This window comes from Bacillus thuringiensis (assembly GCF_001595725.1).
Taxonomy (GTDB): Bacteria; Bacillota; Bacilli; order Bacillales; family Bacillaceae_G; genus Bacillus_A; species Bacillus_A thuringiensis_K.
Genome location: NZ_CP014282.1, coordinates 3,742,439 through 3,756,488, shown reverse-complemented (window position 1 = coordinate 3,756,488; position 14,050 = coordinate 3,742,439). Strand labels below are relative to the sequence as shown.

Sequence of the window (14,050 nt, the reverse complement as noted above, 5' to 3'; positions counted from 1 at the left end):
TGATGAAAAATATGTAAAAATTCTTAGATTCATACTAGTATTGGTACAAGTTTCACTTTTCTATGAGTACATCTTAGTGTAGACTTATACTTGGCGGTAAACTTTACACTCGAAATAGAATTATTTCAAGATAAGCAGTTATTCATAGTTTACTGCGATATTCTTAATTGAATGCTAAATAAAAATAAGAAAAATATAGGGTTAAAAAAGGGAAACGTATAAAGACGTTGAATATTTTTCTTATAAATAGTAAAGTTGCGATTGTTGTTCCATATATTGAGTTGTATGGTATAAATAAAGAAGGAGGTGCCAAAGAATGAACAGCAATGAAATATATGTTAGTCTTGACATCGGTACATCCAATGTTAAAGTCATCATTGGTGAAATGGTTAATGACAGCTTAAACATTATTGGTGTTGGAAATGTAAAATCAAATGGTTTAAAGAAGGGATCGATAGTTGATATAGATGAGACTGTTCGATCAATTAAAAAAGCAATTGAACAAGCTGAGCGCATGGTGGGAATCCACATTGAGCAAGTTGTAGTAGGTGTCAATGCAAACCAGGTACAGCTACTTCCTTGTCACGGAGTAGTCGCTGTTTCAAATGAAGATCGTGAAATCGGGAATGAAGATGTCTTACGCGTTCTAGATGCAGCACAAGTTGTGTCAATTGCTCCAGAACGTGAGTTTATTGATGTGGTACCTCGACAGTTCATCGTAGACGGTCTTGACGAGATTAACGATCCACGCGGGATGATCGGTGTAAGATTAGAAATGGAAGGTACACTTATTACAGGCTCGAGAACTTTACTACATAACCTACTTCGTTGTGTAGAAAAAGCAGGTCTTGAAATTGTTGATATTTGTCTTCAACCTTTAGCGGCTGCAACAGTTGCTATATCTTCAGATGAAAAAAATAGAGGAGTAGCCCTTGTTGATATGGGGGGAGGATCTACAACTTTATCTATTTTTAAAGATGGAGAGTTACAAGCGACGAGCGTATTACCATTAGGTGGAGACCATATAACGAAAGATATTGCGATTGGGTTGAAAACTTCAACAGAAAATGCAGATCAAATTAAGTTGAAATATGGACATGCTTTTTATGATACAGCATCTGAAGAAGAGATGTTTACGGTTCCTATTATGGGAAGCGACCAAACAGAACAATATTCTCAGTTGGAATTATCGGATATAATAGAGGCTCGTGTAGAGGAAATTTTAATGTTTGTTCAAGATGAAGTGCGTAAGTTAGGAGTAAAGCAAGTGGCTTCTGGTTATGTACTAACTGGCGGAATTGCTTCTATGCCAGGTGTTCTTGATCTTGCATATGATATTTTACATGAAAATGTTCGTGTAGCAACTCCTGATTATATTGGTGTGCGTGAGCCCCAATATACAAGTGGAGTTGGATTAATTAAACATTCTTATCAAAAAGCTAAATTACGTGGGAAAAATGTGCAGGAAAAGCAAGAGCATTTTGAACCAGTACCAGCACCAGCACCAACGCCGGTACAACAGCAACCCGCGAAACAAAAAACTCGTAATCAAAACAATAATAATCAAAATGATGACCGCATGATGTCAAAAGTAAAACGTGTATTCCGTTATTTATGGGATTAAAATTGGACACGAAAAATGAGGTTCTAGGGGGATTTCGACATGTTAGAGTTTGATACTACTCAAGATCAATTAGCGAATATAAAAGTTATCGGTGTCGGCGGTGGCGGAAACAATGCTGTAAACCGTATGATTGAACACGGTGTACAAGGTGTAGACTTTATCGCTGTGAACACTGATGCACAAGCATTAAATCTATCAAAAGCTGAAACAAAAATGCAAATTGGTGGAAAATTAACGCGTGGACTTGGTGCAGGTGCAAACCCTGAAGTAGGGAAAAAAGCTGCAGAAGAAAGTAAAGAACAGATCCAAGAAGCACTTCGTGGTGCGGATATGGTCTTCGTAACTGCTGGTATGGGCGGTGGAACTGGAACTGGTGCAGCTCCAGTTGTTGCTCAAGTTGCAAAAGAATTAGGTGCTTTAACAGTTGGTGTTGTAACACGTCCATTTACTTTTGAAGGACGTAAGCGTGCGACGCAAGCAGCATCTGGTATTGCAGCATTTAAAGAAAATGTAGATACTCTTATTGTAATTCCAAATGATCGCTTATTAGAGATTGTTGATAAAAATACGCCAATGTTAGAAGCATTCCGTGAAGCTGATAACGTATTACGTCAAGGTGTTCAAGGTATTTCGGATTTAATTGCAACGCCAGGTTTAATTAACTTAGACTTTGCAGACGTAAAGACAATTATGTCTAATAGAGGTTCTGCTTTAATGGGTATTGGTTCTGGTAACGGGGAAAATCGTGCTGCAGAAGCTGCGAAAAAAGCGATTTCAAGTCCATTACTAGAAACATCTATTGATGGAGCTCAAGGTGTTATCATGAACATTACGGGTGGCGCTAACTTAAGCTTATATGAAGTACAAGAAGCGGCAGATATCGTAGCTTCAGCTTCAGATCCAGAAGTAAATATGATCTTCGGTTCTGTTATTAACGAAGGATTAAAAGATGATATCGTTGTAACTGTAATTGCAACTGGTTTTGATGATAGCATTGCAACTCAACCACCAAAACCAATTATCCGTCCGAATGCGAACCACACGCAACAACAGCAACAACCAGTAGCTCAACCTTCAAAACAGCGTGAAGTAAAACGCGAAATGAAGCGTGAAGAGCCAGTTGTACATGAGCGTCATTCAGATTCAGATGATATCGATATTCCAGCATTTTTACGTAACCGTCGTAGACGATAAAAAAAGGAGCTTTCATGCTCCTTTTTTGTTTTTTAAATGGAAAAGACCTGCTAAGCAGGTCTTTTTTTATTTCGTATATTTCAATATATTTTGTTGGTGAAAATAAGAGTATATCATTCTATGAATTTGTACTTTTATTTTTTACCGACAGATTATGTCTAGAAATCACAAAATAACAAAAAAACACCTCCGCAAATTGACACACTTTCCTATTGGATATGCATTATACTAGTCTCAACTTGAAAAAAGAGGTGAATTGTTTGGTTGTTTACGCCGACGTTGTTTGGTTGTTAAACGCCTGCATTGATTTTCTTTTGCTTTTATTAACAGCTACCGTGTTAAAAAAGAAAATCAAAAGATGGAGGCTTGTGCTAGGGGCATTTATAGGTTCAACTATTGTTATTTTTGCCTTTACTCCTTTTGCTTCTATGATGACACATCCAATTATGAAACTACTGTACTCGTTACTTATTGTGTATACAGCATTTGGGTTTACAACATTTAGAAATTATGCACAAACTGTTTTTACTTTTTACTTTGTAACCTTTATGGTTGGCGGAGGATTAATTGGAACTCATTTCTTTTTGCAAACGAATGAAATGGTAAATGGATTGGTTCAATCTCAGTCAATTTCTTACGGTGATCCAATTAGTTGGTTATTTGTTATTTTTGGTTTTCCAGTAATTTATTATTTTTCTAAAAAGCGTATTGAAAGCGTAGAGGTCACGAAAATACACTATGATCAAATTGTGAAAGTAAAAATTCAATTAGCCGAAGAAGAACTAGAACTGGCAGGCCTTATTGACAGTGGGAACCAACTTTACGACCCATTAACCAAAACACCCGTTATGATTATGCATGTTTCATCATTAGAACATTGCTTACCATCTTGGTTAACAGAGCAAATTTATTCCAAAACAGAAATTCCTCAAATACCAGAAAATGATTCTGGTTGGGCGACCAAATTACGCTTAATTCCTTTCCGTGCAGTAGGAGTAGAGAGTCAATTTTTGTGGGCAATTAAGCCTGACAGTGTGCAAGTTGACCATGAAGGTAGTTCTATTGTTGTAAACAAAGTATTAATTGGATTAAATACACAACAGCTGTCTACTAATGGGGAGTATCAATGTATTGTGCATCCAAAAATGTTGATTTCACAAAAAATGGTGATCGCTTAATAATGAGAGGCGGGATAATATGATGAAATTAAAATTTTATTTAGTATACCTTTGGTATAAAGTATTGCTGAAATTAGGAATTAAGACCGATGAAATTTATTATATTGGTGGAAGCGAAGCGTTGCCACCACCGTTAACAAAAGAAGAAGAGGAAGTTCTTTTGAATAAATTGCCAAAAGGAGATCAGGCAGCAAGGTCATTACTCATTGAACGTAACTTAAGGCTCGTTGTATATATAGCAAGAAAGTTTGAAAATACAGGGATAAATATTGAAGATTTGATTAGTATAGGAACAATCGGCCTTATTAAAGCTGTAAATACATTTAATCCGGAAAAGAAAATAAAATTAGCAACATATGCATCTCGTTGTATAGAAAATGAAATTTTAATGCATTTACGTCGAAATAACAAAAATCGTTCGGAAGTTTCTTTTGATGAACCGCTAAACATTGATTGGGATGGGAATGAACTGTTATTGTCTGACGTGTTAGGTACAGATGATGATATTATTACAAAAGATTTAGAAGCTACTGTAGATCGTCACCTTTTAATGAAAGCATTACACCAATTAAATGATCGTGAAAAACAAATTATGGAACTTCGGTTTGGGCTTGCTGGAGGAGAGGAAAAGACGCAAAAAGATGTGGCTGATATGCTTGGGATTTCACAGTCATACATTTCGCGTTTAGAAAAAAGAATTATAAAAAGATTACGAAAAGAATTTAATAAAATGGTGTAAAGAATAAGACCAGCCGTTATGTAGGCTGGTCTTATTCTATTTAGTTGTATTAGGAAAGATAATTTAAATAACAAATCGTGAAAAAACCACATGCATAAAATCCCCTTCAAAGGAAATACTTTACACTGTACAGCAACTCCCGATAGGAGGGAACACTTTGACGAGAAACAAAGTAGAAATTTGCGGTGTTGATACAGCTAAACTTCCAGTATTAAAAAATGAAGAGATGCGTAAATTATTTCGTGAAATGCAAAGTGGAGAGATAAGCGCAAGAGAAAAATTAGTGAATGGAAACTTACGTCTTGTACTGAGCGTCATCCAAAGATTTAATAACAGAGGAGAATATGTTGACGATTTATTTCAAGTTGGTTGCATCGGACTTATGAAATCAATTGATAATTTTGATTTAGGCCAAAATGTAAAATTTTCAACGTATGCTGTGCCGATGATTATTGGGGAAATACGCAGATATTTGCGTGATAATAATCCGATTCGCGTATCGCGCTCATTGCGAGATATTGCGTATAAAGCTTTGCAAGTAAGAGAAAAGTTGATTGCAGAAAATTCAAAAGAACCAACAGCAATGGATATTGCAAAAGTGCTAGAAGTAACTCATGAAGAGATAGTATTTGCTTTAGATGCGATTCAAGACCCAGTTTCATTATTTGAACCAATTTATAATGATGGAGGAGATCCTATCTTTGTTATGGATCAGTTAAGTGATGAAAAACAAAAGGACGAGCAGTGGGTTGAAGAATTAGCATTGAAAGAAGGAATGAAGCGTTTAAATGATAGAGAGAAAATGATTATTAGAAAACGTTTCTTCCAAGGAAAGACACAGATGGAAGTTGCAGAAGAAATTGGGATTTCGCAAGCGCAAGTATCACGTTTAGAGAAGTCAGCCATTAAACAAATGAATAAAACGATTCAAGGATAAGGTCTCACCAATTATGGTGAGACCTTTTTATATGTAATATAGTTTGTGCTCATAGTAGGGGATTAGTGTTCATATAATGAAACTAGTATGGTGTTTCGTATAGGTGGCTTCCTGTAAATATGAGAAACAGTTTCCAATTCGTCATATAAGGGAGAGGATAAAAATGGTGATACGAATTTCAGAGTTACAGATGAAGGATGTTATAAATATTTCAGATGGAAAAAGGATTGGGAATATTGGAGATATTGAAATTGATATGAACACAGGGAAAGTTTGTTCTGTTATTATTTCCAAACAGACACGTATGCTAGGTATTTTTGGAAAAGATGTTGAGATTGTAATTCCTTGGAAGGAAATTGTGAAGATTGGAGAGGATGTCATACTTGTAAGAGTAAATCCTGTTAATACTGTAACAGAATCAATACAAACACCGACAATTTCATAAAGAATATTACAAATTCCTCTTTTTTTTCTGTTAGGATTATGAAAAAATAAAAGTATGGTAAAATAGACAGGAAGTACCATGCTTTTTTCTGTTATTTTAATTAAAAGGAGCCGCTTTATTATGAGAGAACCATTTAAATATGTGGACGGTATACTGTATTTACAAGCGTGGAAAGAACTTGGAAACATTACTGCTGGATTTACGACAAAAGATGGTGGGATAAGTACGGGCTCCTTTCATACGATGAATTTAGGATTACATGTGAATGATATCGTGGAGAACGTTCATGAAAACAGACGCATTTTAGCAAATAAGTTACAAAAACCATTAGAAAACTGGATTTGCTCTGAACAAGTTCATGCTCATCATGTTGAAAAAGTAGGGCAACAGGAAAAGGGAAGTGGCGTCTATTCATATGAGGACGGCATTTCAAAAACAGATGGCATTTATACGAGTAATGAAGATGTTCTGTTAACGTCTTGTTACGCGGATTGTGTTCCGCTCTATTTTTATGCACCATCACATGGTATGATAGGACTTGCGCATGCTGGATGGAAAGGCACTGTACAAGAGATTGCAAAGGAAATGATTCAAAAGTGGGATGCAGAAGGTATTTCAAGTGATGAAATTCATGTTGCAATTGGGCCGTCGATCGGATCTTGTTGTTATGTTGTGGATGATCGTGTATTAACAGCAGCACAGGAAGTAGTTAGCGGTGCTGTTCCTCATCAAAAAATTTCTGACGGGCAGTACGCAATTAATTTAAAAGAAATTAATCGTATATTATGTGTACAAGCAGGCATAAAAGAAGAGCATATTGTAATGTCATCTCTTTGTACAAGCTGTGAAGAGCAACTATTTTTCTCTCATCGTCGTGATCAAGGTAAGACAGGAAGAATGTTGAGTTTCATAGGTTTTAAGGAGGAAGGAAGCAAGTGACAGTACAAGAAAATTTAGTAATTGTAAACGAAGCTATTAAAGAATCTTGCGCTCGAGCTGGACGTTCGTTGCAAGATATTAAACTTGTTGCAGTTACAAAAACTGTAGGGATTGAAAAAACAAACGAAGTAATTGAAGCTGGAATTATCGATTTAGGTGAAAATAGAAATGAAGGTTTCTTACAGAAATACGAGCATTTCGGTTCAAAAGTTAATTGGCACTTTATTGGCTCATTACAAACGAGAAAAGTAAAAGAAATTATTAATGAAATTGATTATTTACATTCGTTAGATCGTCTTTCCCTGGCGAAAGAAATTCAGAAACGTGCTGATAAGAAAGTAAAATGCTTTATTCAAGTGAAAACCTCATCTGAAGAATCGAAGCAAGGATTGGCAATAGAAGAGGTTGTTTCTTTTATTCAAAGTTTGCAAGAATTCGATAAAATTGAAGTGGTTGGACTAATGACGATGGCTCCATTTACAGAAGAAGAGGAAGAAATCAGACGCTGTTTTAAGGAATTACGTATGCTGCAAACAGAGGTGCAGGAGCTAGAGTTATTACATGCGCCATGTAAAGAATTATCAATGGGAATGTCCAACGATTACACGATTGCAATTGAAGAAGGGGCTACATATATTCGTTTGGGAACGATTTTAGTAGGAAAAGCGTAAAAGGAAGGAGAATCTTATTATGAGTTGGTCAAAAGTAAAATACTTCTTTTTTGATACACCGGAAGAAAAAGAAGCAGCTCAATATGGTTATGAAAAGGAGCAAACAGACATGAAAAAGCAGCAAGATCCACCAGAACAACAAGACGTTACGTTTCCGAAAGCACAACCGAAGCAAAATGTTGTTAGTATTGAAACAGCAAAACAATCTTCAAAAGTTGTTTTATTAGAACCACGCACATATTCGGAAGCGCAAGGGATTGCGGACCACTTAAAAGGTAGACGAGCTGTTGTAATTAATTTGCAGAGAATGTCTACTGATCAAGCGGTGCGTATCGTTGACTTTTTAAGTGGTACTGTATACGCTATAGGCGGGGACATTCAAAAAATAGGACCGAAAACATTTATGTGTACACCTGAAAATGTAGATATTGTTGGTGCAATTTCAGAGTTATTCGGTGAAGAAGAAGAAACAAATATAAAGAGGTGGTAATACGCCATGACAACAGTTTTTATAGTGTTAAGTTATGCTATCGAGATTTACTCGTGGGCACTTATTATTTACATTCTCCTATCATGGTTTCCTGGTGCAAAGGAATCATCTTTTGGAGAGTTCCTGGCACGTATTTGTGAACCGTATTTAGAACCATTCCGCCGCTTTATTCCGCCGCTTGGAATGATTGATATTTCTCCAATCGTTGCAATCTTTGCGTTGAAACTTGCTAAAACTGGTTTGTTCAGTTTATTAAGCTATTTCTTATAGTAAGAAGGTAAATACATGAGCATCTACGAACATTTTAGGCCTGATGAGGAGGTCTTTGTGGATAAAGTGCTAGAGTGGAAGCGAGCGGCGGAGTACCATCAAGTGAAGTTAACGGATTTTCTTGATCCTAGGCAACAACAAATTGTTTCTATGGTAATAGGACAAGGTGATGTTGCTGTGCAATTTGGTGGTGCAACGCCTAATGCAGAGCGTAAAAGAGCACTTATTTATCCAGACTATCTAGAATTAAATGAAGAAGAATTTCAAGTAGAAGTATTAGAAATTGACTATCCTTCCAAGTTTTATACGCTAGAACATAGGCAAATATTAGGTACATTTATGTCTCTTGGTTTAACAAGAGAAAAATGTGGTGATATTTTGCTGCAAGAAAATCGTGCCCAAATTGTAGTTGCGAAAGAAATTGTATCGTATATTGAGATGAACTTACAATCAATAGGGAAAGTAAAAGTCTCTTTAGCGTCAGTGCAAGGAGAAAAAATTCTACAGATACATGAAACGTGGGGAGAGAAATCTGGAACGGTTTCTTCACTTCGTTTAGATGTTATGTTAGCTGAAATGTTACATTTATCTAGACAGAAAGTACAACCTTTCATAAAAAATGGTTTAGTAAAAGTCAATTGGAAAACAGTGGAGCAAACTTCGTATGAATGTTATCCAGGAGATGTTTTTTCTGTTAGAGGATATGGCCGAAGTAAATTATTTTCTGTAGAAGGTAGAACAAAACGCGACAAATGGAGAATTTTGTATGGTATACTAAAATGATTGGTTTTTTAGAAGGAAATCCTCCTATTTTGTCGAAGAAAAGATATAATTGAAAGAGGAAATTTAGATAACTACTTGGAGGTGGCGTTGTGCCGTTAACACCATTAGATATTCATAACAAAGAATTTGGTCGCGGATTCCGTGGCTATGATGAAGATCAAGTAAATGAGTTTCTTGATCAAATTATCAAAGATTATGAATTGGTCATTCGTGAGAAAAAAGCTTTAGAAGAAAAAGTTGCGCAGTTAGAAGGGAAGTTAGATCATTTCTCTAATATTGAAGATACGTTAAACAAATCTATCGTTGTTGCACAAGAAGCAGCGGAAGAAGTAAAACGTAATGCGCAAAAAGAAGCGAAATTAATTGTGCGTGAAGCTGAAAAGAATGCTGATCGTATTATTAACGAAGCATTAGTAAAATCAAGAAAAGTTGCTTTTGATATTGAAGAGCTAAAGAAACAAGCGAAAGTATTCCGAACTCGTTTCCGTATGTTATTAGAAACACAGCTTGAGATGTTAAACAACGATGATTGGGATAAACTAATTGAATTAGAAGACGAAGTAGATGAACTGTTGAAAAAAGAAGAAACAGTGTAAGCTTGACGTTTTTCTCATTATTACATATAATTTTAAACAACATATTTATTAAGAAAAACGAAGATAGGGATAAGTACCTTTTCAAACCTTATATAGCGAACTGAGGATGGTGTAAGCTCAGGATAAGGAGATAGTGGGAATATCACCCTGGAGTTCCGCGCTGAACAAATAGAGTAAGCGTAGGCGTGTATTCGCGTTAAGAATATAAAGAGGATTCTATACATATGTATATGATCTACTAGGGTGGTACCGCGGGAGACTTTCTCGTCCCTTTTTGGGATGAGAAGGTCTCTTTTTTATTCCGTTTTTTAAGTATTTCTTTTATACATGTAAGGAGGAATTGAGCATGGAGTACAAAAATACATTACTGATGCCAAAAACTGAGTTCCCAATGCGTGGGAATTTACCAAAACGTGAGCCTGCAATGCAAGAAAAATGGGCTGAAATGAATATTTACGAAAAAGTACAAGAACATACAAAAGGTCGTCCTTTATTTGTATTGCATGATGGACCTCCATATGCGAATGGTGACATTCATATGGGACATGCATTAAATAAAGTATTAAAAGACTTTATTGTTCGTTATAAATCAATGACTGGTTTTAGTGCACCATATGTTCCAGGATGGGATACGCACGGTTTACCAATTGAACAAGCTTTAACAAATAAAGGTGTAAAACGTAAAGAAATGACAGTTGCTGAGTTCCGTAAGTTATGTGCAGAGTATGCATATGAACAAGTAGAACGTCAACGTGAACAATTTAAGCGTCTAGGTGTACGTGCAGATTGGGATAATCCATATATTACTTTAGAGCCAGCTTATGAAGCACAACAAATTAAAGTGTTTGGTGACATGGCGAAAAAAGGTTATATCTATAAAGGTCAAAAACCAGTTTACTGGTCTCCAACGAGTGAATCTGCTTTAGCGGAAGCTGAAATTGAATATCAAGATAAAAAATCAGCATCTATTTACGTAGCATTCCCTGTAAAAGATGGAAAGAACGTATTAGAAGGTGATGAAAAGTACATCATTTGGACAACAACACCTTGGACATTACCTGCAAACTTAGGTATTTCTGTTCACCCAGAGCTTGAATATAGCATTGTAAAAGTAAATGATGAGAAATATATCATTGCTTCTGAGCTGTTTGAGACAGTTGCAAAAACGTTAGAGTGGGAAAATGCTGAAGTTGTGAAAACAGTAAAAGGTAGCGAACTTGAGTACACAGTTGCAAAACACCCATTCTACGATCGTGATTCATTAGTTATGCTAGGAGATCACGTAACAACAGATGCAGGTACAGGTTGTGTTCATACAGCACCAGGACACGGGGAAGATGACTTCGTTGTTGGTAAAAAGTATGAATTAGAAGTACTTTGCCCAGTCGATGATAAAGGTGTGTTAACAAATGAAGCACCTGGATTTGAAGGCTTATTCTATGATAAAGCTAACAAACCAATTACAGAAAAATTAGAAGAAGTAGGCGCGTTACTGAAACTAACATTCATTACACATTCATACCCACATGATTGGAGAACGAAAAAACCAATTATTTTCCGTGCGACAGCACAGTGGTTTGCGTCTATTGAAGCATTCCGTAAAGAATTAATAGAAGCTGTAGCGGAAACAAAATGGGTACCAGCATGGGGAGAAACTCGTCTTCATAATATGGTTCGTGACCGTGGTGACTGGTGTATTTCTCGTCAGCGTGCATGGGGTGTGCCAATTCCGGTATTCTATGCTGAGAATGGTGATCCAATTATTACGGATGAAACAATTAACCATGTAGCAGATTTATTCCGTGAACACGGTTCTAACGTATGGTTCGAGCGTGAAGCGAAAGATCTATTACCAGAAGGGTTTACACATCCGGGTAGCCCAAATGGCGAATTCCGTAAAGAAACAGACATCATGGATGTATGGTTCGATTCAGGTTCTTCTCACCAAGCGGTATTAGAAGAGCGCGAAGATTTACAGCGTCCAGCTGATTTATATTTAGAAGGATCTGACCAGTATCGTGGTTGGTTTAACTCTTCATTATCAACAGCAGTTGCTGTAACAGGTAAAGCACCATATAAAGGCGTATTAAGCCACGGTTTCGTACTAGACGGTGAAGGACGTAAAATGAGTAAGTCGATTGGAAACATCGTCGTACCGAAGAAAATTATGGATCAATTAGGTGGAGACATTTTACGCTTATGGGTATCTTCTGTTGACTATCAATCTGACGTACGTATTTCAGATGATATTTTAAAACAAGTAGCAGAAGTGTATCGTAAAATCCGTAACACATTCCGTTTCTTATTAGGAAACTTAGACGACTTTAATCCAAGTGAAAATGCAGTAGCTGTAGCTGGACTTCGTGAAGTAGATCGTTACATGTTAGTGAAATTAAATGACTTAATTACAAAAGTTAAAGAAGCATATGAGACATACGACTTCGCTGCTGTGTATCATGCAATTCATAACTTCTGTACAATTGATTTAAGTTCATTCTATTTAGACTTTGCAAAAGACATTTTATACATTGAAGGTGCAAACCACGAAGATCGTCGTGCAATTCAAACTGTATTATATGATGTTCTTGTTGCGTTAACGAAACTTGTAACACCAATCTTACCGCATACAGCTGATGAAGTATGGCCATATATTCCAGGCGTAACAGAAGAAAGTGTACAATTAACTGATATGCCAGAAGCTGTACAATTAGATGACGCGGAAGCGTTAAAAACAAAATGGGATGCATTTATGACATTACGTGATGACGTGTTAAAAGCACTAGAAGTAGCTCGTAATGAAAAAGTAATCGGTAAGTCATTAAATGCAAGCATTACACTATATCCAACTGCAGAAATGAAAGTTATGTTGGAGTCTATTAGCGAAGACTTAAAGCAATTATTCATCGTTTCTGAGTATAAACTTGGTGGTATGATGGATGAAGCGCCAGCAGATGCACCGAAGTATGAACATACAGCGGTTGTTGTTGCCCAAGCAACTGGTGAAACATGTGAACGTTGTTGGGTAGTTTCAGAAACAATTGGTAAAGATACTGAACATGAAACATTATGTGAGCGTTGTGCAACAGTTGTTAAAGAAAACTATGTAAAATAATAAAAAAGCTGACTGCTATTGATGCAGTCAGTTTTTTTGTTGATGGTATATCAAAATCACTTTCAGACTCTTTCCTGTGAAGGAAAAATGTGTGTGAGGTAAGCAAATAAATTTCGGACACACTAACTGTACATTACAGCTAGGAGGAATGTACACGTGAATGAAATTTACATGGAAATAAAAGAAGAATTGCAATTGATGAGAAAAGAGTTGCAAGAGAGACTAGCTAAAGAAGTAATGCACAAATATGATGTCGAGTTCAGCCAAGAACTTGGATATGAAATTAAGGAAGAGATAAAGAAAAAATTGCTATTACATGATATAAAAGAGGATTTAAAGGATGTAGAACGCGCATTATTTAAGATGGAAATAGACATGTATGGTATTTGTGAAGAGACGGGGAGATTAATTTCGACAAAGCAAATGAAGACAATGCCGACTGCCCGTACGATTCATGAATTCTTCTATGAAAAGGTAAATGTATGAATACGCACAACGATATTATATTACCTTTTTTTAATTTATTTTATTCTTCTATAAAGGTTCATTGTGAAAAGGTAGCAGCTATGCTAAAATTTTGAGGTACACTGTCTTTGTGGGGGAAATGAAAATGATATATTATGTAATAGCGTTATTCGTCATTGCTATCGATCAAATATCGAAGTGGTTAATTGTAAAGAACATGGAATTGGGTACGAGTATTCCGATTATCGACAATGTATTATACATAACATCACATCGAAATAGAGGTGCTGCTTGGGGTATTTTAGAAAATAAAATGTGGTTCTTCTACATTATTACAGTTGTTTTTGTAGTATTTATTGTATTTTATATGAAAAAGTATGCGAAAACAGACAAGCTTCTAGGTATTTCGTTAGGCCTAATTTTGGGCGGGGCAATTGGTAACTTTATTGATCGTGTATTTAGACAAGAAGTAGTGGATTTCATTCACGTGTATATTTTCTCGTACAACTATCCAGTATTCAATATAGCTGATTCAGCATTATGTATTGGTGTTGTATTAATTATTATTCAAACATTATTAGAAGGCAAGAAAGCGAAGGAGTAATTG

15 protein-coding genes and 1 other annotated feature are annotated in these 14,050 nt (G+C 36.0%); all 15 genes read left to right on the top strand.

Annotation, left to right across the window (positions count from 1 at the left end):
• The first annotated feature begins 316 nt into the window (after positions 1-316).
• Positions 317-1,624 (top strand): cell division protein FtsA, encoded by a 1,308-nt coding sequence (ftsA, locus tag AXW78_RS18535; RefSeq protein ID WP_001087557.1) that lies wholly within the window; start codon positions 317-319, stop codon positions 1,622-1,624.
• A gap of 39 nt (positions 1,625-1,663) precedes the next feature.
• Positions 1,664-2,818: a cell division protein FtsZ gene (ftsZ, locus tag AXW78_RS18530; protein ID WP_000888984.1), complete on the top strand. Its 1,155-nt coding sequence runs from the start codon at positions 1,664-1,666 to the stop codon at positions 2,816-2,818.
• 260 nt (positions 2,819-3,078) lie between these two features.
• Positions 3,079-3,996, top strand: a complete 918-nt coding sequence (spoIIGA, locus tag AXW78_RS18525) for a sigma-E processing peptidase SpoIIGA (RefSeq protein ID WP_000261975.1) — start codon at positions 3,079-3,081, stop codon at positions 3,994-3,996.
• Between the two features lie 19 nt (positions 3,997-4,015).
• Entirely contained in the window at positions 4,016-4,735 is a 720-nt protein-coding gene (sigE, locus tag AXW78_RS18520) for an RNA polymerase sporulation sigma factor SigE (RefSeq protein ID WP_000976948.1), read from the top strand.
• A 157-nt stretch (positions 4,736-4,892) separates the two neighbouring features.
• Positions 4,893-5,672, top strand: coding sequence for an RNA polymerase sporulation sigma factor SigG (gene sigG, locus AXW78_RS18515; protein ID WP_000197755.1), 780 nt, complete (start codon positions 4,893-4,895; stop codon positions 5,670-5,672).
• Between the two features lie 163 nt (positions 5,673-5,835).
• A complete protein-coding gene (locus tag AXW78_RS18510) occupies positions 5,836-6,117 on the top strand; it encodes a YlmC/YmxH family sporulation protein (RefSeq protein WP_000236748.1) in 282 nt (93 codons plus the stop codon).
• A 120-nt stretch (positions 6,118-6,237) separates the two neighbouring features.
• Positions 6,238-7,056 (top strand): peptidoglycan editing factor PgeF, encoded by an 819-nt coding sequence (pgeF, locus tag AXW78_RS18505; RefSeq protein WP_001209016.1) that lies wholly within the window; start codon positions 6,238-6,240, stop codon positions 7,054-7,056.
• Complete coding sequence (locus AXW78_RS18500; RefSeq protein WP_000218005.1) at positions 7,053-7,727, top strand: YggS family pyridoxal phosphate-dependent enzyme; 675 nt, start codon at positions 7,053-7,055, stop codon at positions 7,725-7,727. The genes pgeF and AXW78_RS18500 overlap by 4 nt, the downstream gene beginning before the upstream one ends.
• A gap of 19 nt (positions 7,728-7,746) precedes the next feature.
• On the top strand, positions 7,747-8,217 hold the full coding sequence (locus AXW78_RS18495) for a cell division protein SepF (RefSeq protein WP_000119129.1): 471 nt from the start codon (positions 7,747-7,749) through the stop codon (positions 8,215-8,217).
• A gap of 6 nt (positions 8,218-8,223) precedes the next feature.
• Entirely contained in the window at positions 8,224-8,487 is a 264-nt protein-coding gene (locus AXW78_RS18490) for a YggT family protein (protein WP_000214233.1), read from the top strand.
• Between the two features lie 15 nt (positions 8,488-8,502).
• Positions 8,503-9,270 carry a YlmH family RNA-binding protein gene (locus tag AXW78_RS18485; RefSeq protein ID WP_002164155.1) on the top strand — a complete coding sequence of 256 codons (768 nt, stop codon included), beginning with the start codon at positions 8,503-8,505 and terminating at the stop codon, positions 9,268-9,270.
• An 89-nt stretch (positions 9,271-9,359) separates the two neighbouring features.
• Positions 9,360-9,866, top strand: coding sequence for a septum site-determining protein DivIVA (divIVA, locus tag AXW78_RS18480; protein WP_001131611.1), 507 nt, complete (start codon positions 9,360-9,362; stop codon positions 9,864-9,866).
• Positions 9,867-9,917: 51 nt separating this feature from the next.
• Positions 9,918-10,141: a binding site (T-box leader), on the top strand.
• Between the two features lie 71 nt (positions 10,142-10,212).
• Positions 10,213-12,978, top strand: a complete 2,766-nt coding sequence (gene ileS2, locus AXW78_RS18475; protein WP_061884519.1) for an isoleucine--tRNA ligase — start codon at positions 10,213-10,215, stop codon at positions 12,976-12,978.
• Between the two features lie 156 nt (positions 12,979-13,134).
• Positions 13,135-13,464 (top strand): TraR/DksA C4-type zinc finger protein, encoded by a 330-nt coding sequence (locus tag AXW78_RS18470; RefSeq protein ID WP_001002956.1) that lies wholly within the window; start codon positions 13,135-13,137, stop codon positions 13,462-13,464.
• Positions 13,465-13,588: 124 nt separating this feature from the next.
• Positions 13,589-14,047, top strand: coding sequence for a lipoprotein signal peptidase LspA (lspA, locus tag AXW78_RS18465; RefSeq protein ID WP_000642180.1), 459 nt, complete (start codon positions 13,589-13,591; stop codon positions 14,045-14,047).
• Positions 14,048-14,050 lie beyond the last annotated feature (3 nt).